The sequence below is a fragment of the Alphaproteobacteria bacterium genome, from assembly GCA_040218575.1.
Lineage (GTDB): Bacteria > Pseudomonadota > Alphaproteobacteria > JAVJRE01 > JAVJRE01 > JAVJRE01.
Window position 1 is genome coordinate 267,885 of sequence record JAVJRE010000007.1, and the last position, 19,769, is coordinate 287,653.

Below are 19,769 nucleotides of genomic sequence, written 5' to 3' on the forward strand. Positions count from 1 at the left end.
GGCTAGCGAGCGGCCGGCGGCAGCAATACCCAGGGCCGCCAGCCGCGGGCATCCCGATCACTGCGGAGCCGTATCCGCTCGTCGCTCAGCCATAGGGCATGGGCCCCGCCGCGCCACAGATCGAAACGGTCGATGATCGTGTGCGGCCCGCTGCACCGGCCGCGGACCGGTACCAGGCTCACCACCACATCCGCCGTCGCGCAATCCTCGGCCAGGGCCGCCGGGTGACTGACCAGCGCTACCAGCCGGCCATGAGGCCGGACCAGGCATGCCGTAGCGTCGCACCGCAGCCCGTCCGGACCGGCCGACGGGTGACCGGGTGGCGGAAAGGCAAGCGTGGCCCGGGCAGCGGATCGTTCGGCCCAGATGCCGGCAGCGAAGCGTTCGCGCCGCAGGCTGGATACCGCCAGTCGGCCGTCGGACCCGTAGACCCCCAACAACCGGCCATCGCCGGTCACCAGAAGGTCGGGCGGTGTCACCATGAAGACCGTGGCGGCGCCCACAACCACCGCCGGCAGTCCCAACCACCGCCATGAGTGACGCCACAGGCACAGCCACAACGCCCCCAGCACCAGCAGGCCCAAACCCCAGGGCGGCGGCGCCATCAACGGCACAACGGCCCCTGGCAGATCGGCGATCATCGCCGCGGTGGCCAGCAAGGCCTCGATACCCCAGCCCATGGGGATCAACGCCCAGGACTCCAGGCCAACCGGCATCAGCAGGAAGGCCATGACCCCGAGCGGCATGATCCACAATGCGGTCAACGGCACGCCGATCATGTTGGCCAGCAGGCCGTAGACCGCCAGCTGATTGAAATTAGCCACCGCAAAGGGCGCTGTGGCGATCACCGCTATGACGCTGGTCAATGCCACCCCACCCATATACAGCGCCACGCTCCGGCCGACGCCACCGCGGGCCCGAAACAGAAGCCCTCGCCCGCGCAGCGCCTCATAGCCAGCGATCAACGCGACAACTGCCGCGAAAGACATCTGAAAACTGGGGCCAAGGACGCTTTCAGGAGCCACAAGCATGACCACCACAGCCGCCAGCGCCACTGTCCGCATGGACAGCGCCCGACGGTCGGCCAGGACGGCCAGCAGCACCAATGCGATCATGATGAAGGCGCGCTGGGTCGGGACCGGGGCGCCGGCAATGCCCAGATAGGCGAGAGACGCCAGCAGAGCGATCACAGCCGCCCATTTCTTGATCGGCCGGCGCAGCGCTACGGACGGTGCCAGCGCCAGCCCGCCGCGCACGACGAGGAAAACAAAACCAGCGACAAGGCCCATGTGCAGCCCGGATATGGCCAGCAGGTGAGCCAGGCCGGAGCGCCGCATATCGACCAGCACCGTTTCCGGAATGGCGCCGCGTTCACCCATCATCAGGGCCGCGGCAACGGTGCCGGACGACCCCTGCACGACGGCAGTAACACGGCCGTGGACGGTCTGCCGCAGACCACCAAGAGCCAGCCGCAGGCGGTTCACCAGTCCCGGTCGGGCCGGATCGGCCGGACCCGCGGCTGTCGGCGCGGACAGGGCAAACCCGACTCCGCCAATTCGATCAAACCAGGCGATACGCTGGAAATCGAAGGCATCAGGCGCCGCCGGCGGCGGTGGCGGCAGCAGAGTGGCGAGCAGACTGACACGGGCCCCCGGCAATGCGCCGGCCACGGGCCCGTCGCCGAGACGCCCGCGCAAGGTGATGCGCACCCGCTCCGGCGTGCCCGCCGGGCCCAGCCGGTCAATGCGCAGATGATCGAGGAGCAGACGCCGGCCATCAGGGCGCGCCTCTGACGCCAGAACCCGGCCCTCAACGATTACCGGGCCAATCCGGGCCTCGAGAACCGGCGCCGCCACCTGCTGGGTTCGCCACGCCGCAGCAGAGAAGCCCATGGCGAAGGCCACCATGGCGATCAGCAGCCAGACCACGGCCCGGCGCCGGAGCGCCCAGGCCAGACTGCCAGCGCCGGCGGCCAGCAACGGCCCGGGCCAAAGCGGTGGCTCAACCGGCAGCGAAAAATAAGCAATGATCCCCACACCGAGGGCCACCGGCAGCCACAGACTCCAGCGCGGCCTGTCGTGCGCCAGTGATTGAGCGAGCCAGCGAGCCGAGCGCCATAAGCCGGCCATCAGCCACCAGTAGAACCGAACGGCGGAGCGTCGCCGGCTGCCCTGAACGTAGGTCATAGCCAATGACCGCGGAGCGGACCACGGCTGCGGCCGGAGTTGGGCCGCGCGGCGCCCTGTGTTAGACAGGCCGCCGGCCGCATGACGTGGCCAATCCCAAAACGTGTGGATCCCTGCCTATGACCGTGGTCACCCGGTTCGCCCCCTCCCCGACCGGCATGCTGCACATTGGCGGCGCCCGTACAGCCTTGTTCAACATGCTGTATGCCCGCCACTTTGGCGGCCGTTTTGTGTTGCGCATTGAGGATACAGACCGGGCCAGGTCAACCGAAGAGGCGAAGACGGCCATTGTTGAAGGGCTGAGTTGGCTGGGTATCGCCTGGGACGGCGACGTTAATTTCCAGTCCACCCGCCAGGAGCGCCATCGCCAGGCGGCAGAAGACCTGCTGGCCCGGGGCCTGGCTTATCGCTGTTATTGCACGCCTGAGGAACTGGACCAGATGCGGCAGGCGGCCCGGGCCGCCGGTCAGGCGCCACGCTATGACGGACGATGGCGTGACCGGGACCCGGCCGATGCACCATCGGGCATTGCGCCGACCATCCGACTCAAGGCGCCGCGCGAGGGTGAAACTGTCCTGAGCGACATGGTGCAGGGCGAAGTCCGGGTCGCCAACAGCGAGATGGACGATCTGGTTCTGCTGCGCGGCGACGGCTCGCCCACCTATATGCTCAGCGTCGTGGTGGACGACCATGACATGGGCGTTACCCATGTCCTGCGTGGCGACGATCACCTGACCAATGCCTTTCGCCAGATCCATATCTTCCAGGCCCTTGGCTACGATCTGCCGGTCTTCGGCCATGTGCCGCTGATCCACGGAGCGGATGGCGCCAAACTATCCAAGCGCCACGGAGCGCTCGGCGTCGATGAGTATCGCCAAATGGGCTATCTGCCGGAGGCGCTGTGCAACTATCTGCTGCGGCTGGGCTGGAGCCATGGTGATGATGAAGTGATCAGCCTGGCCGACGCCATTGCCTGGTTCGACGGCAGCGGAATCGGCCGCTCACCGGCCCGCTTCGACTACACCAAGCTCGGCCATCTCAACGGCCTCTATATCCGCCAAAGCGATGACGCCCGGCTGGTTGATCTGATCCGGCCCGGCCTGGAGGCGGCGCTGTCCCGCCCGTTGGATGACAGCGACCTGCGCCGTCTGACCGCAGGCATGGACGGCCTGAAGCAGCGGGCCCGCACTCTGGTGGACCTGGCCCAGGCAGCGGCAATCTACTGTCTGCACAGGCCCCTGCCGGTGGATGACCAGGCGCGGCCTCTGCTGGCCGCCGACGGCCGGGCACACCTGCGGGTTCTGCGGCAGGCCCTGGCCGCGGACGGCGTCCTCTGGCAGCGGGATAAGCTCGAGGCGCTGGTCCGCGACCTGGCCCTGTCCGGCGGCCACAAGCTTGGCCTGTTCGCCCAGCCGTTGCGCGCCGCCGTCACCGGTCGCACCACATCGCCGCCCATTTTCGAAGTGATGGAGATTCTGGGGCCGGACGAAACCCTGGGCCGCCTTGATGACGCTTTGGCCCCGCATACCTGACTTTTAACAGGACAGCAGCTATTCTGGAGGCAGGATAGGCGGCCAGACGTCGCCCCATGCGAGGTATCCATGAGCAGGACATCGACCCCCAAGGCCATCCCGGCGGCAACCGCCAATGGCACAGTTACCCTGACCGACAATGCCAGCGGCAAGACCTATGAGCTTCCCGTCCTCGGCGGCAGCGAAGGTCCGCGCGTCATCGATATCCGTAAGCTCTACGGCGAGACCGGGATGTTCACCTATGACCCCGGTTTCACCTCCACGGCTGCCTGCGAATCACAGATCACCTATATCGATGGGGACAAGGGCACGCTGCTGCACCGCGGCCACGCCATCGAAGACCTGGCGGCCAACTGCGATTTCATGGAGGTTTCCTACCTTCTGACCAACGGCGAACTGCCCGATGCGGCGGAAAAAGCCGCCTTCGAGTCGGAAATCCGCCATCACACCATGGTCCACGAGCAGTTGCTCAACGTCTATCGCGGTTTCCGCCGCGACGCCCACCCCATGGCGCTGATGATCGGCGTCGTCGGCGCCCTGTCCGCTTTCTATCACAATCACATGGACATGACCGACACCGAGCATCAGAGCAAGGCGGCCATGCGCATGATCGCCAAGATGCCGACGATCGCCGCCATGGCGTACAAGTATGTGCTGGGTCAACCTTTCGTCTATCCGCGCAACGATCTGGGCTATGCCGAGAATTTCCTGCACATGACCTTCGCCGTTCCGGCGGAGACCTATGTGGTGAAGCCGTCCCTGGCCCGCGCCATGGACAAGATCTTCATCCTGCACGCGGACCATGAGCAGAACGCCTCCACCTCCACCGTGCGACTGGCCAGTTCCTCCGGCGCCAATCCTTATGCCTGCATCTCGTCGGGCATCGCCAGCCTGTGGGGGCCGGCCCATGGTGGCGCCAACGAAGCGGTGCTCAACATGCTGGAAGAGATCGGCCATCGCGACCGCATACCGGAGTATCTGGAGAAGGCGCGCGATCCCAAGGACCCTTTCCGGCTCATGGGGTTTGGTCACCGGGTATACAAGAACTACGACCCGCGCGCCGTGGTTCTGCGCGACTCTTGCTATGAGGTGCTGGAAGATCTTGGCATCCGCGATGAGCCGCTGCTCGACCTGGCCATGGAGCTGGAGCGGATCGCGCTGGAGGACGAGTATTTCGTCAAGCGCAAGCTGTTTCCCAATGTGGATTTCTATTCCGGAATTATTCTCAAAGCCATGGGCTTCCCGACCAGCATGTTCACCGTGCTGTTTGCCGTCGCCCGCACGGTCGGCTGGGTCGCCCACTGGCTGGAAATGGTCAATGATCCGACCCAGAAGATCGGCCGGCCTCGCCAGCTTTATACCGGATATGGCCCGCGTGAATTCAAGCCGCTGGGTGACCGGACCTAACCTGTCGGCGGCGTCCCCAGACAGTCGAGGATAGCCAGCGCGCCGCGCCGGGAGGGGGCATCGTCGTGCATGCCAAGAGAGACCAGCGCATGATGCGATGCGCTTGTCTGCGCCGCGGCGGCCCGCGAATCGTCGAGCAGCCCACCAACCGCCGCCGCCAGGCGCTCCGGCGTACAGTCTGCCTGAATATATTCCGGTATGACCTGCCGGCCCTCCACCAGGTTGATCAGAGTGACGGTGGATACGCGCAGCAGGCGGCGGGCAATGAAAGCGGTCAGCGGGTGGGTCCGGTAGGCGACGATCATGGGCACGCCGTGTTTTGCCAGCTCCAGAGTCACCGTCCCCGATGCGGCCAGGGCCACGTCACACTGGGCCATGGCCGGACCGTGCGCGGCTATGTCTTCGACGACCCGGACCGGTACCGACCAGTCGGCGGTCCCTTGCCGGACCAAAGCCGCGACCGTGGGCACGGTTGGCACAACCACATCCAGCGTCCGGCGGCGCGCCAGCAGGTCAACCGCCTGGCGGAAGACCGGCAGCAGGCGTCGCACCTCGCCAGTGCGGCTGCCGGGCAACAGGCACAGCCTTGTGACCGACGCCGCCGGCCACGGGGCCCTTGGCACCGCCTCACCAGTGACCTGGTTCTCGTCCGGTTCAACCACGGAATGGCCGACAAATCGGGCATCGAGGCCGTGCGGCGTAAACCACGGCGGTTCAAACGGCAGCAAGCACAGCAGCAGGTCATACAGCTTTGCCACTTTCCGCGCCCGGCCGGGACGCCAGGCCCAGACGCTGGGCGCCACGTAGTGGACCAGAGGAATGCCCGCCCCTTGCAAGCGGCGGGCCACGCGAAACGAAAAGTCCGGTGAATCTATGGTAATGACCGCCGCCGGCCGCGCCGCCCGCGCCGCTCGCGCCGCCCGATGGATATCGCCGAGCAGCCTTGGCAGATGACGCACAACCTCAACCAGGCCCATGACCGACAACCGGTCATAGGGAAACAGGGATTGCAGCCCGGCGGCGGCCATGCGCGGGCCGCCAACGCCCGTAAAACGCGCGCGACCGCCCGTAGCCTGCCGTAGGGCGGTCATAAGGCGCGCACCAAGGCGGTCGCCGGACGGTTCGCCGGCAATCAGAAAGAACAGCGGCCGGCCATCAGCCTGCCCAGGGCCATGGTTGCCCGGGCCATGGTTGCCTGGGCCATGGCTGCTCACGCCGGGCCCACCGCCTCGCTGAGCAGAAAAAGACCCGCATCATCGGCCATGGCGATACAACGCGCCCGCTCCAGAACGAGGACGCCATTGGCCTCGATCATGATCCCGCGCAGCCCGGCGGTGGCGGCAGCCTCCAGTGTTTCGGGGCCGATGGTCGGCAGATCGACCCGCCGGTTCTGTCCCGGTTTGACCGTCTTGACCAGTACGCCGCCACGACCGGCGCGGGCCAGATCACCGGCGCGCCTGACCATGGCCGTGGTTCCTTCCGCCGCTTCAGCCGCCAGTACGATGCCGTCCTGCACAACAACGGCCTGGCCGATGTCAGCGACACCCAGACTACGCGCCGCCATGATGCCTCGGGAGATATCCTGTCTGGCCGTACGGTCAGGCCGGCGCTGGCCCAGCAGGCCCGGTTTCACCGTCAGCCCGTGCACCACCTGGTCCACGCCAATGACACGAAATCCTTCTCTTTCCAACAATGTGGTAATGGCCGACAGCAGGTGATCATCGCCACGGGCACCGCCGATCCGCGCCAGTTCCCGCAGCGCCCGTGCATCGGGCCTCAGTTCGGCCAATGATGGACGGCGAACCGGGCCGACCATGACCACCTCGTCCACAGCGGCGCCGTGCAGAGCAGAGAGCATACGACCGACGGCACCCAGACGGGCCCAGGCATGAGGAGCTGACGCGATGCTTTCAGCGTCACACTGGCCTTCCAGGGCCAGAACGAAACACGGACGGTCCAGAGCCCGGCACGCGGCGACGACCTGCGCCGGCAACGGGCCGCCCCCGGCGATAATGCCGAGGCTAGTCGTCATCCCCCGACTTGGGCTGCAGAACCGCGCGGCTGGCATCCGACCGCAGGAAAGCAATGATGTGCTGCACCGCCTCGTCGCCCGCGAACTCAACAGCGATGCGGTCTATCCGATCCTGCAATGTTCCCTCACTGCCGAACAGTGTGCGGTAAGCCTGCCGCAGACGATCAATAGAGTCGCGATCAAAGCCACGCCGACGCAAACCGACCAGGTTGAGGCCGTTGAGCGCCGCCCGCTCACCCTTGACCGAGCCATAGGGGATCACATCATTCTCGACGCCGGACATGCCACCGATAATGGCGTGACGGCCGATTCGCACGAACTGATGCACCGCCGAAAGGCCGCCGACGATAGCATAATCCTCTACAGTCACATGGCCGGCGAGCGTGGCGTTGTTGGCCATGACAACATGGCTGCCGACATGGCAGTCATGGGCAACATGGGCGCCGACCATGAACAAATTGTCATCCCCGACGACCGTAGCCATGCCACCGCCCTCGGTTCCGGGATTCATCGTGACCTGTTCGCGGATCTGGTTGCGGGCGCCGATCATCAGGCGCGAGTTTTCCCCATGATACTTGAGATCCTGCGGGCGCTGGCCAAGGGATGCAAAGGGATAGACAACCGTATCGTCGCCGATCGTGGTCTGGCCGGCGACCACCACATGGCTGACAAGGTGGCACCGCGCACCGATGGTCACATGCTCGCCGATGACGCAGTATGGCCCGATGTTCGCCTCGTCATCGATTGTTGACCCGCTTGCGACAATGGCCGTCGGGTGAATGGAGACCACGCCTACCGGTCCATGATCATGGCTGTATAGGTGGCTTCCGCAACCACCTGGCCGTCAACCCGCGCTTCGCCACTGAATTTCCAGACATTGGCCCGACTGCGCAGCTTCGTCACATGAACGTGCAACTGATCACCCGGAACCACCGGACGACGAAAGCGTGCATTCTCAATGCTCATGAAATAGACAAGGCGGCCTTCGGACTCACCGCCCAGTGTTTCCACCACCAGAATGGCCGCGGTCTGGGCCATACTCTCAATCAGCAGCACACCGGGCATCACCGGACTGGACGGAAAGTGGCCCTGAAAGAAATTCTCGTTGATAGAGACGTTCTTGAGACCAGTAGCCCGTTCATTGACCACCAGGTCGACAACACGGTCCACCAGCAGGAACGGGTAGCGATGCGGAATCATCGCCATGATCCGCGGGATATCGATCCTGCGACCGCCGGTTAGCGGGTCCGCTGTCTGCTCAGTCATCCGCCTCGTCCTGTGCCTTCTGCTTCATGGAGGTGCCCACCGCACCGGTGCGAGCAACGCCCGGCCGGCTACCCGCCAATCGCTCCAAGGCAGAAATCTGCCGGAAAAACTGCCGGGCCGGAACCGCCGGCGACCCCAGAACGCGCTCGCCCGCCGCAATATCCCGCATGGCACCCGCCTTGGCGCCGACCTGCGCACCGTCGCCGACCGAAAGGTGACCGGCCAGACCGGCCTGCCCGGCCATGACCACGAAATTACCCAGCCGGGTTGAACCGGAAATGCCCGCCTGGGCGACGATGACACAGCCCCGCCCAAGACGCACATTGTGCCCGATTTGCACGAGATTATCGATGACGCTGCCGGCGCCGATCACGGTATCCGGTCCAGCCCCTCGATCAATCGTCACATTGGCGCCGATCTCCACATCGTCTTCGATGATCACACGGCCAAGCTGCGGCACTCTCTGATGCCCCTGGGGGCTCATGGCAAAGCCAAACCCCCGCTGACCGATCCGTGCACCGGGAAGAATGGCGACCCGCTCGCCGATAACACTGTGGCTTATGGTGCAATTGGCGCCAAGCCGAAGGGCCGCGCCACACTGAACGCCAGCGCCGATGACCGCATTGGCGCCGATCCACGACCGGGCGCCGATTTCCACATGCGCTCCGATCACCGCGCCCGCATCAACCTGACACCCGTCGCCCAGTCTCGCAGACGGGTCGATAATCGCAGACCCATGCCGCCCTGGCTCGGGCTCAGGTTCGGGATAAAGATGCGACGCGGCCAGTGCATAAGCGCGGTACGGATCATCTGTTATCAGGCAGGCCATTCCGGCAGGGGCCCGGGAAACAAAGGCCGGTCGAACAAAACAGGCGCCTGCCGCGCTGTTCTCAAACGCCGCCAGATAGGCCCGGTTGTCAAAAAAGCTGAGGTGGTCGGGCCCGGCCGACTCCAACGGTGCAATGCCCGTGATCATCCGGCCAGCGAGACCGGCTTCGTGCAGCGTGGCACCGGTCACTTGTTCCAGCGCGCCTGCCGTCACTGGCCCAGGCAAATCAAAGAACCGCGAGTCAGGCATGGCTTATCGTCCTGCACCAGCGGGCGACGAAGCGGTCCGCCGCCACCTAATTGATCGGCGGGATCGTTACGGCAAGCTGTGCTTTCTCCCCATCAAGCCGTTGCAGAATGTCATTGGTAATGTCCAAGGCACGGATGTTCAGATAGACCTGACTCTGTTCAAGAACCAGCTCCAGTTTTTTCTCCGTGGCATAGGCCGAGACCACTTCAAGGATGGCGCGGCTGATTTCCTCCTGCGCCTGGCCCTGTGCCCGGTCCAGCGCGCTGCGGGCCTCCTGCTCCTTCTGCTGAAAAGCACGAACCCGCTCCAGCAACTCCTGTCGCCGCTGTGCAAAGACCTCCTGGGTCAGCAGCGAACGCTGTGCGGCAAGGTCCTCATCAGCGGCAACCAGCGCCTCCTCTTCCGCCTTGACTGAAGCCCGGTAAGCCTCCCACGCAGCGTCCCGACGGGCCCGGAAATCCTGCATGGCCACCGAGTCGTTCAGAATATCAAGCAACCGGAAAACAGCGATGCCCTTTATGGTCGCCGCAGGCTCGGTCTGCGCCTGCGCCGAACCATGCGGCAAGGACCACAAGAGCCCCAGCAGCAAGAAGGCGGCAAGGACCCGGCGAAATTTTGCATCCATCAGAATGACGTCCCAAAGCTGAATGTCAGCGTACGCGTAACATCATAACTTTCTTTCAGGACCGGAAAGCCGAAGTCCACGCTAACCGGACCGAACGGAGAGGTCCAACGCAGGCCAAAACCCACCGACATGCGCAGCGATGCATCATCGGCAATGGTCGAGCCGGAATCGTCCACATTGAACAGAGTACCGAAGTCCGAGAACACGCTGCCTTTCATTCCAACTTCGTTCGGCAAGCCGATCGGGCCAATAAACTGCACCGTACCCACGGCGAACTGTTGGCCACCCAATGCATCGCCTGTCGCAAGGTCACGAGCGCCAATGCCGGCCGTATCGAACCCACGGAACGAATTGCCTCCGCGGAAAAAGCGATCATTGATCCGCACATCTTCACCCAGACCGACCAACGCTCCGATTGTTCCTTCTACCATAATTGTCGATTCGTCGCCGATGGGAAAATATCGGTTAGCGGCCACTGTCTGGCTGACATAGCTGACGGTGCCGCCCAGACCGGCGATCTGGTTCTGCACGTTGAAGGAATAGCCCTCGGTAGGATTCAGGGGGTCTTCTATACGCGTCAGAACAAATCCATTGGTGACCGACGATTCGACAGAGCGACCTGCCGCCGCTTTGACGAAGATAGAAGCGCTGGTGGCAACGTCGGTGATCTCCACCTCGCGCAGCGTATAGGTCACCGTATGACGCAGATCCGGCGCCAGTTGATAGCCCGCCCTGGAGTTGAAACCGATCCGCTGCTCGGAAAAAGACCGGGAATCCGAGAAATCAGATGAGTCGGCAAACACATCCCCGCCGATGGCAAGGGGCCGTCCGCGGAAGTACGGCTCCGTGAACGACAGCCGGATGTCCTGGCTGCGCTCGGCGTTACGCAGTACCGCCTCCACTTCCTGGCCACGCCCCAGAAGATTGGTTTCCTTCAGGCGAATTTCAAACAATGCACCGGCGTCACTGGACACACCGGCGGCAAAGCTGAGCGAGCCCGTGGATTGCTCTTCGACCTCCACATTGACGACGGTTCGGTCCGGCGCCGAGCCGGCCACGTTGGCAACCGTCACGGACTCGAAATAGCCAAGAGCCTGCAGTCGCCGGCGCGTGGCGCGCAACTTTGCGGAATTGAAGGCATCGCCCTCGGACAGATCGAATTCCCGGCGAATCACGTGGTCGAGGGTACGGAAATTATTGGAAATATTAATCCGCTCGATAAAGACACGCGGTCCTTCCTGAATACGAAAGACAATATCGATAACCCGCGCCTGGCGGTCTCTGGTGATATCGGGAATGACATCGACAAACGCAAAACCACGCGATGACACGGCGTCGACGATGCTTTGGACCGTTTCCTCCACCTTGTCAGCATCATACCAGTCGCCCGTCTCGAGCTCGATCAGTTCACCAAGCTCCTCCACCGGCACATCCTTGAGGGAGGACTCAATTGACTGGGCACCGACTGTATATCGCGGCCCTTCTTCAACGGTGAAGGTGACGAAGAACCCGGTCTCGTCCGGCGTCAGCTCCGCCACGGCCGATACAATCCGGATGTCGGCATAACCTTCGGCCAGATAGTGGCGACGGATCAGTTCGCGATCGGCGGTAAGAAGGTCGGGATCATAGATGTCGGCCTGGGAGAACAGGCGCCAGAACCGGGATTCCTTGGTACGAATCGCCTCGCGGAGAGATCCGTCGCTGATGTTCTCATTGCCGATGAACGATATCTTGCGGATCTTGGTGGTTTCCCCCTCGTCGATCTCAAACACCAGATCGACGCGATTTTGATCCAGTTGAATGACCTTTGGCTCCACACGCGCCGCAAACTTGCCGGACTGCCGATACAGCTCCAGAATGCGCCGCACATCGGTCTGTACGCGCGTACGGGTATAGACCGTGCGCGGTCGTAGCTGGACTTCCGCCGTCAAGGTCTCATCGTCCAGTTTTCGATTGCCTTCGAAGGCTATCCGGTTAATGACCGGGTTCTCCACGACGGTGACGATCAGGCTGCCGCCATCCCGCCGGAACGTCACATCAGCGAACAACCCCGTGTCGAAGAGCGCCTTGAAAGCCGCATCCAGCTTCTGCGGATCGAACGCATCGCCGACCTGCAGACTCAGATAGGACTGCACGGTCTCCGGGTCGACGCGCTGTGTCCCCTCAATGCGAATATCGGAGATGATCACCAGGCCGCCGCTGCCGGCATCCTGGGCCACAGCGCCGGCCGGCGCGGCAAACCACAGCCCCATGGCCAGAAACGCCGCCCCGATCCAGCGAACAGAAAGGCCGTGGCGACGGGTGGTCATGGTCCGGGCCGGGCGCATCACTGGCCGACCAGACTGCGGACGAAGGAAAAGCGCATGACATCATTGAAGGTGCCAAGCACCAGCAGCAGCAGAACCATGGACAACCCGATCATGGCGCCTATTTCCTGCGCCCGCTGCCCCAGCGGGCGGCCACGCAACCATTCAATGGCGTAGTACAGAAGATGCCCGCCATCGAGAACAGGAACCGGAAACAGATTCAGCAGGCCAAGATTGATCGACAGCGCCGCCGTAAAGGCAAGCGATGCCAACAGGCCGAACTGTGCCACCTCCCCCGACATTCTGGCGATACCCAGCGGGCCGGCCAGGCCTTCGGTCGAACGGTCGCCCGTGATCATCTGTCCGATAAACACAAGAATCGTATTGACCTGCTGCCACGTGCGCACGACCGCCCGGCCGGTTGCGTCCACCGGACCGAACCGCACAACCTCCACAACATCGCTTGAGCTGATGCCAAGCCGACCAACGTCGGATGTATTGCCCAGGGCGTCCGTGACCGAGACCCGCTCCGGCACCACGTCCAGGACAATTCGCTGGCCGTCTCGCATAACCGCAATATCCAGCAGCGATTCAGGACGAAGGGAGACGATTCTCACCAGATCCTGAAAATCACTGACCCGCCAGTCATTGACCTGCACCACGCGATCACCGGGCGCGAAGCCCGCCGCCGCCGCCGGCGAGTCCGGAGACACCGCACCAACGACAGCCGGGCGCACGACTTCGCCGGCGGTCATAAACAAGCCGGCGAAAATAACAATGGCCAGGATGAAGTTCGCCGCCGGACCGGCCGAAACGATCGCCGCGCGGCGCCACAAAGCCTTGCCGTGGAAAGCGCCGTCGTCATCGGCCGCGGACGGATCCGCCGCGGTGCTGGCGGCGTTGGCGTCGCCGTGAAACTTAACATAACCACCCAGCGGTATGAGGCTGAATTTCCAGCGGGTACCGGCGCGATCAGTCACGCTGGCCAATTGCGGACCAAACCCGATCGAGAAGACGTCCACACGAACGCCGACCATGCGCGCCACGCTGTAGTGACCAAGCTCATGAATGAAGACAACGATTGTGAAAATCGCCAGCGCCGGCAGCACAAAGGACCAGGATGACAGAAAGACGTCCATGACTTGACCCCGACTATCCCTGGCTGCGCGACGTCGGAGCGGAGACCAGTCGTCCCGCTGCCATCAGGGCTGCAGCCTGACGCCGAGTGTCCTGATCAATAGCGAGCACGTCGTTGATCTCCGCCAGGCGCCCGTTCGGCGCCCTGGAAAGCAATTCCTCAACCACACGTGTAATGTCCAGAAATCCGACCCTGCCCGCCAAAAATGCCTCGACCGCCGCCTCATTCGCGGCGTTGAGGACTGTAGGGGCCGCCCCTCCCACACGCAAGGCGTCGCGCGCCAGGCCAAGGGCGGGAAAACGACTGGAATCAGGGATTTCGAAGGTCAACTGGCCAAGCTGGGCGAAGTCCAGTCGCGCCACCGGCGTGGCCAGCGTTCGCGGCCATGCCAGGGCATGGGCAATCAGGGTCCGCATGTCCGGCGGCGCCAGATGCGCGAATATGCCGCCGTCCGCATAGGCCACCATACCGTGAATGATCGATTCCGGATGGACAACAACATCAACCATCGCCACCGGAAAGCCAAACAAGCGGTCGGCCTCGATCAGCTCCAGCCCCTTGTTCATCATGGTTGCCGAGTCCACGGATATCTTGGCGCCCATGTCCCAGTTCGGATGGGCCACCGCCTGGGCCGGCGTGGCACGCGCCATGTCAGCCAGCGACCAGGTGCGGAACGGACCGCCGGAGGCCGTCAGATACAGCCGTTCCACGCTGTCGCGTCCATGGCACGCCAGGAGCTGGAACAGGGCGCTGTGCTCGCTGTCGACCGGCACCAGGCTGGTGCCTAGCGATGTGGCCCGCGCGGTAATCATCGGCCCGGCGCAGACCAGGCTCTCCTTATTGGCCAGGGCCAGGACCCGGCTCTGTCCGAGAGCCGCCATTATTGGCTGCAGGGCGGCAAAGCCGGTTATCGCCACCACCGTGCAATCGACCGGCCGCATAGCGGCCTCGGCGATGGCAGGATCGCCACTCCCGGTGGCCATGGCCAGCCCGGCCACGCCGTCACGCAGGGCGGTGTGCAGGGCCGGATCGGCTATGGCGGCGAACGCCGGCCGGAATTCATGGCAAGCGGCGATCAGCCCGGCGACATTGCGCCCTGCCGTCAGGGCCTCGACCACAAACTGATCGCCGTTGCGGCGCAGCAGGTCGAGGGTTGACTGGCCAACCGATCCGGTGGCGCCAAGAACCGAAACGCGACGGCGCTCATGGGCCGGACGGGCAGCCCGGGACACCGCCGCCTCGTTCATGACCAGGCCTCCTGCCCGGCAAGGGTCATAGCGACCACGAAGACCACAGCGACCAGACCATCGCAGCGATCCAGTACGCCGCCGTGGCCGGGAATGAGGTTTCCGGAGTCCTTCACGCCAAACCGTCGTTTGACGGCCGATTCAAGAAGATCACCAGCTTGCGCCACTATCGCCAGACCGGCACCGGCCACAAGCAAGCCGGCGGGGGATGGCACCGGCAAGGCCAGATGAAAGGACAGGCTGGCAAGTCCGGCCATCAGCACGGCGCCAGCCAGCCCGGCCCAGGTCTTTCCCGGACTGACTTTCGGAGCCAGCCGCGGACCACCGATCAGCCGCCCGAAGACATAGCCGCCCGTATCAACCGCAACCACCACCGCCAGCAGCCACAGCGCAACCCACAGTCCGTCGTCCGGCCTGAAACGCAGCCAAACCAACAAACACGCTGGCACCCCCACATAGACCAGGCCGGCGGCACACCAAAGTCCGGCCCTCCTGCGCCGTGCCGGCGGCCAGGCCACGGCCACGGCCACCAACCCCGCCAGCAAGGCCAGACCAAGCCACAGCGCGTCGAAGGCGACGACCGTGATAACCGTGGCAAGAGCAAAGAGAAATATCAGGGTGCGCCAGTCACGATGATCGCCGTCAAGAGACCGGGTGAGCGCCACCCACTCAACAAACATAAGCACAGCGCCGGCGACCACCAGGGCGACGAACCAGCCGGACCCCAGCCATGTCAGACCGGCGGCAAGGAGCACCAGCACAACGCCGGACACAACACGCGCCCTCAGCCTCGAAGCTTGCCGGTCAGCCAACCGACGCACCGTAGCGACGTTCACGCCGGCCATATTCCAGCATTGCCGCGTCGAAGTGGTCGCGGTCAAAATCCGGCCACAGAACATCAATGAAGACCAGTTCCGCATAGGCCATCTGCCACAGCAGAAAATTACTCAACCGCTGTTCGCCGCTGGTACGGATCAGCAGGTCCGGGTCCGGGATTCCGGCGGTCGACAAATAGCCGGCAAAGGCATCTTCATCGATCTCACTCAAAGCGACGCGACCGGCAACAACGTCATCAGCCAGTCGTCGCGCCGCATCAACGATTTCGCCACGGGCGCCATAGTTGAGAGCGACTATGAGGTCGAGAGCCTGATTGTTCCGGGTTCGCTCCTCTGCGCCATGGATCAGATCGACAATGTCCTGCGGCAAGGGTTTGCGGTCTCCGATCACCCTGACCCGGATACCGCTGCGGTGCAGTTCGGCAATCTCGCTGCGCAGATACAGCCGCAAAAGCCCCATGAGATCGTCAACTTCGGCCGTGGAGCGGCGCCAGTTCTCCGACGAAAAGCTGAAAATCGTCACATAGCGAACACCCGCTTCACCGGCCGCGCGCAACATCCGTCGCACCGCGTCCGCGCCGCGGCGGTGCCCTTCAATGCGCGGCAATCCACGAGCCCTGGCCCAGCGCCCGTTGCCGTCCATGATGATCGCTACGTGCGACGGCACAGCAGATATACGCGCATGAGGTGACGGCATGGACGGCATGATCAGACCTGATGGATATCTTCGTCCTTGGCGGCGAGCAATGCGTCGACTTTTTTGACGTGAGAATCAGTCAGTTTCTGGATCTCGTCCGCATGGCCATGTTGGGCGTCTTCCGACAGGTCGCCGTCTTTTTCCATTCGCTTGAGACGGTCCATCCCGTCACGGCGCACATTGCGGACGGCGACCCGCGCCTGCTCAGCGTATTTGTGCGCAATCCGCGAGATTTCGTCCCGCCGCTCCTCGCTCAAATCAGGCAGAGGCACACGGATCAACTGACCATCAGCCTGTGGATTGAGGCCCAGTCCGGAATCACGGATGGCTTTCTCCACCGCACCTGCCAGGGCGCGGTCCCAGACCTGGACGGAGATCATGCGCGGCTCCGGCACGTTGACGGTGGCGACCTGGGCGACCGGCATTCGCGCGCCATAGGCGTCCACCATAATCGGATCCAGCAGAGCGGCGCTGGCGCGGCCGGTGCGCAGGCCCGCAAACTCTTTCTGCAGCACCTCCACGGCGCTGTCCATGCGGCGCTTTACGTCCTTGATCAGGTCTGCCGCCGTCGTGTCCTCAGCCATTCTTGGCCTCCACTTCGTCAATCAGGGTAAAGCGCCCGCGCCCGCTCAGCACGTCCAGCAGGGCGCCGGCCTTGGTAATGGAAAAGACGATGATGGGAATGCCGCTTTCACGGGCCACCGAAATGGCCGAGGCATCCATAACCTTGAGCTCCTGCGACAGGACGTCCATGTAGGACAGACGGTCATAGCGCGTGGCCTCCGGGTTGGTCTTGGGATCGGCCGAATAGACGCCATCCACCTGGGTCCCCTTCAACAGAACTTCAGCGCCCATTTCCGAGGCACGCAGCGCAGCCGGCGTGTCCGTGGTGAAGAACGGACTGCCCAGCCCGGCGGCGAAAATCACGACGCGCCCTTTCTCCATGTGGCGGATGGCGCGGCGGCGGATATAGGGCTCACAGACTGTTGCCATGTGAATGGCCGACTGGACACGGGTGGCGACGCCGATCTGTTCAAGGGCGTTCTGCAGGGCAAGGGCGTTGATGACCGTTCCCAGCATACCCATATAGTCGGCATTGGCCCGGTCCATGCCCATGGCCGCAAACGCGCCGCCGCGGACGATATTGCCCCCGCCAACCACCAGGCAGAGCTGAACCCCGCTGTCCACCGCACTCTTGATTTCCAGGGCAATGGCGGAGATGACGTCCGGATCGAGGCCGAAATCGCGATCACCCATCAGGGCTTCGCCGGACAGCTTCAGCAGGGCCCGCCCATAGACCGGTTTAGACGCCATCGATCCGGTCCCCCCGCACAAAACCATCCCTATGCGCCACCGGCCGGCGACGCGGGCGGACTATACCGTATGGCGGCGGGGCGGGCTATGTCGGCGCAGCCGTCAGACCAGCCGCCGCCGGCACCCGGCAGAAACGGCCAGGCGCTCAGCCAGCGGCGGCGGCAGCAACTTCAGCGGCGAAATCGCTGTCTTCCCGCTCAATGCCTTCGCCCAGTTCAAAGCGGACAAATCCGCTGATGGCGACCGGCGCGCCGACGCTCGCCTCGGCCTGTTTCAGAACTTCGGCCACCCTGGTTTTGCCATCGATCACGAAGACCTGCTCCATCAGGACCGTATCCTCATAGAACTTGCGCAGACGCCCCTCCACCATCTTTTCGATGACCTCTTCGGGCCGGCCCGACGCCCTTGCCTGTTCGGCCAGAACATCACGCTCCCGCGCGACCGCCGCCGGATCAACGCCGTCGATAGTCACCGACGCGGGCCGCGCAGCCGCCACATGCATGGCAAACTGCCGCCCGAGATCGCCCAGCGCCGCCTTGTCGCCGGTGGACTCCAGGGCGATGAGTACACCGATCCGGCCCAGACCGTCGGCTGTCTTGTTGTGGACATAGCTGGCCACGATGCCATCGACCACGGTCAGGGCCGCCGTGCGCCGCAAGGCCATGTTCTCGCCGATACGGGCGATCAGATCCGTCAGGGCCTCGTCCACGGTCTTGCCGCCCATGGTGGCTGCGCGCACACGGTCCAGGTCTCCCTTTTCCTTCAGGGCAATATCGGCGAGCGCCGCGGCCATGGCCTGAAAATCGCCATTGCGCGAGACAAAGTCAGTCTCGGCGTTGAGTTCAACAACCGCCCCGGACGTGCCGTCGGTTGCCACCGCGACCAGCCCCTCGGCCGCCACACGGCCGGCCTTCTTCGCCGCGGCCGCAAGCCCCTTCTTGCGCAGCCAGTCAACTGAGACTTCCATGTCTCCGCCGCTTTCGATCAGCGCCTTCTTGCAGTCCATCATCCCCGCGCCGGTCTTTTCGCGCAGGTCCTTTACCATCGAAGCCGTGATGTCGGGCATGACGGGTATCCTTGTCTTGTCACAATCGCAGATGGCACACGCCAGGGCGTATGGATCAGGTAGCGGCGGGACTCGTCGTGGCGGCATCCGGCGCAGAGTCCGCCGCGGCCGCGGCGGGTTCCGCAGCCTCAGGCACGACTTCCGCCGGCGGTGTTGCAGCAGCACCGGTGTCAACGCCACTATCCATCAGCTCGCGCTGTAGTCCGTCCAGCACAGATTGCGATACCAGATCGCAATACAGCGAGATGGCACGCATCGCATCGTCATTGCCCGGAATCGGATGGGTAATTCCCTGAGCGTCCGAGTTGGTGTCGAGGATCGCCACCACCGGGATGTTGAGCTTCTGCGCTTCGGCAATGGCGATATCTTCCTTGTTCGTGTCAATGACAAACAGGATGTCCGGCCGACCGCCCATTTCCTTGATGCCGCCGAGCGCCCGCTCCAGCTTGTCCCGTTCGCGGGTCAGCGAGAGGTTTTCACGCTTGGTCAGTCCGGTGGACTCGGCGCTCAGTTGTTCGTCAAGCTCATGCAGCCGGCGAATAGACAACGAAATCGTCCGCCAGTTGGTGAGCATGCCGCCAAGCCAGCGATGGTTGACATAGTACTGACCGCACTTCTTTGCCGCCTCGGCGACAAAATCGCTGGCCGCGCGCTTGGTGCCGACAAACAGGACGCGGCCGCCATTGGCGGCCACATCGCGGATGGCTTCCAGCGCGCGATGCAGCAGCGGCACCGATTGCTGCAAGTCAATGATGTGGACACCATTGCGGACGCCATAGATATAAGGCGCCATCCGCGGGTTCCAGCGGCGGGTGTGATGACCGAAATGAACGCCCGCCTCAAGGAGCTGACGCATAGTAAATGTCGGAGTCGACATGCTTTTTCCTTCTCCGGTTAAGCCTCCGCGGGGAATCAGCCGAATGTCCGGCCACCGGAGCGACAAGGCGTTTCCGCCAGCCGCAGCCCCACGTGCGAGATGGGCGTTTGATACGCGCCGGCGGGCCCGAATGCAAGGGTTGTGGGCAGCCGGCAACGACTG

18 protein-coding genes are annotated in these 19,769 nt (G+C 63.9%); 2 read left to right on the plus strand and 16 right to left on the minus strand.

Annotated elements, in window-relative coordinates:
• Nucleotides 1-2: 2 nt before the first annotated feature.
• Entirely contained in the window at nucleotides 3-2,186 is a 2,184-nt protein-coding gene (locus RIE31_10680) for a ComEC/Rec2 family competence protein (GenBank protein MEQ8641050.1), read from the minus strand.
• Nucleotides 2,187-2,305: 119 nt separating this feature from the next.
• On the opposite strand from RIE31_10680, the gene gltX reads away from it, so the two are divergent.
• Nucleotides 2,306-3,718, plus strand: a complete 1,413-nt coding sequence (gene gltX / locus RIE31_10685) for a glutamate--tRNA ligase (GenBank protein MEQ8641051.1) — start codon at nucleotides 2,306-2,308, stop codon at nucleotides 3,716-3,718.
• A 69-nt stretch (nucleotides 3,719-3,787) separates the two neighbouring features.
• Nucleotides 3,788-5,125, plus strand: coding sequence for a citrate synthase (locus RIE31_10690; protein MEQ8641052.1), 1,338 nt, complete (start codon nucleotides 3,788-3,790; stop codon nucleotides 5,123-5,125).
• Here the strand turns inward: RIE31_10690 and lpxB are convergent.
• From lpxB to rpsB, 15 genes are all read right to left on the minus strand, one after another.
• Entirely contained in the window at nucleotides 5,122-6,339 is a 1,218-nt protein-coding gene (gene lpxB, locus RIE31_10695; protein MEQ8641053.1) for a lipid-A-disaccharide synthase, read from the minus strand. The genes RIE31_10690 and lpxB overlap by 4 nt on opposite strands.
• Nucleotides 6,336-7,157, minus strand: coding sequence for a UDP-2,3-diacylglucosamine diphosphatase LpxI (gene lpxI, locus RIE31_10700; GenBank protein MEQ8641054.1), 822 nt, complete (start codon nucleotides 7,155-7,157; stop codon nucleotides 6,336-6,338). The genes lpxB and lpxI overlap by 4 nt, the downstream gene beginning before the upstream one ends.
• Nucleotides 7,147-7,947: an acyl-ACP--UDP-N-acetylglucosamine O-acyltransferase gene (gene lpxA / locus RIE31_10705; GenBank protein ID MEQ8641055.1), complete on the minus strand. Its 801-nt coding sequence runs from the start codon at nucleotides 7,945-7,947 to the stop codon at nucleotides 7,147-7,149. Before lpxA ends, lpxI begins: the two co-directional genes overlap by 11 nt.
• Before the next feature lie 2 nt (nucleotides 7,948-7,949).
• Nucleotides 7,950-8,423 carry a 3-hydroxyacyl-ACP dehydratase FabZ gene (gene fabZ / locus RIE31_10710; protein MEQ8641056.1) on the minus strand — a complete coding sequence of 158 codons (474 nt, stop codon included), beginning with the start codon at nucleotides 8,421-8,423 and terminating at the stop codon, nucleotides 7,950-7,952.
• A complete protein-coding gene (lpxD, locus tag RIE31_10715) occupies nucleotides 8,416-9,501 on the minus strand; it encodes a UDP-3-O-(3-hydroxymyristoyl)glucosamine N-acyltransferase (GenBank protein MEQ8641057.1) in 1,086 nt (361 codons plus the stop codon). Before lpxD ends, fabZ begins: the two co-directional genes overlap by 8 nt.
• Before the next feature lie 46 nt (nucleotides 9,502-9,547).
• Entirely contained in the window at nucleotides 9,548-10,126 is a 579-nt protein-coding gene (locus RIE31_10720; GenBank protein MEQ8641058.1) for an OmpH family outer membrane protein, read from the minus strand.
• Nucleotides 10,126-12,435 (minus strand): outer membrane protein assembly factor BamA, encoded by a 2,310-nt coding sequence (bamA, locus tag RIE31_10725; protein ID MEQ8641059.1) that lies wholly within the window; start codon nucleotides 12,433-12,435, stop codon nucleotides 10,126-10,128. Before bamA ends, RIE31_10720 begins: the two co-directional genes overlap by 1 nt.
• Before the next feature lie 17 nt (nucleotides 12,436-12,452).
• Complete coding sequence (gene rseP, locus RIE31_10730) at nucleotides 12,453-13,571, minus strand: RIP metalloprotease RseP (GenBank protein ID MEQ8641060.1); 1,119 nt, start codon at nucleotides 13,569-13,571, stop codon at nucleotides 12,453-12,455.
• Between the two features lie 13 nt (nucleotides 13,572-13,584).
• Complete coding sequence (gene dxr, locus RIE31_10735; protein ID MEQ8641061.1) at nucleotides 13,585-14,817, minus strand: 1-deoxy-D-xylulose-5-phosphate reductoisomerase; 1,233 nt, start codon at nucleotides 14,815-14,817, stop codon at nucleotides 13,585-13,587.
• Nucleotides 14,814-15,590: a phosphatidate cytidylyltransferase gene (locus tag RIE31_10740; protein ID MEQ8641062.1), complete on the minus strand. Its 777-nt coding sequence runs from the start codon at nucleotides 15,588-15,590 to the stop codon at nucleotides 14,814-14,816. Before RIE31_10740 ends, dxr begins: the two co-directional genes overlap by 4 nt.
• 31 nt (nucleotides 15,591-15,621) lie before the next feature.
• Nucleotides 15,622-16,359: an isoprenyl transferase gene (locus RIE31_10745; protein ID MEQ8641063.1), complete on the minus strand. Its 738-nt coding sequence runs from the start codon at nucleotides 16,357-16,359 to the stop codon at nucleotides 15,622-15,624.
• A gap of 2 nt (nucleotides 16,360-16,361) precedes the next feature.
• Nucleotides 16,362-16,934, minus strand: a complete 573-nt coding sequence (gene frr / locus RIE31_10750) for a ribosome recycling factor (protein ID MEQ8641064.1) — start codon at nucleotides 16,932-16,934, stop codon at nucleotides 16,362-16,364.
• Complete coding sequence (gene pyrH, locus RIE31_10755; protein MEQ8641065.1) at nucleotides 16,927-17,664, minus strand: UMP kinase; 738 nt, start codon at nucleotides 17,662-17,664, stop codon at nucleotides 16,927-16,929. Before pyrH ends, frr begins: the two co-directional genes overlap by 8 nt.
• Before the next feature lie 145 nt (nucleotides 17,665-17,809).
• Nucleotides 17,810-18,730, minus strand: a complete 921-nt coding sequence (gene tsf, locus RIE31_10760) for a translation elongation factor Ts (protein MEQ8641066.1) — start codon at nucleotides 18,728-18,730, stop codon at nucleotides 17,810-17,812.
• 55 nt (nucleotides 18,731-18,785) lie between these two features.
• Entirely contained in the window at nucleotides 18,786-19,607 is an 822-nt protein-coding gene (gene rpsB / locus RIE31_10765; protein MEQ8641067.1) for a 30S ribosomal protein S2, read from the minus strand.
• Nucleotides 19,608-19,769: the final 162 nt, after the last annotated feature.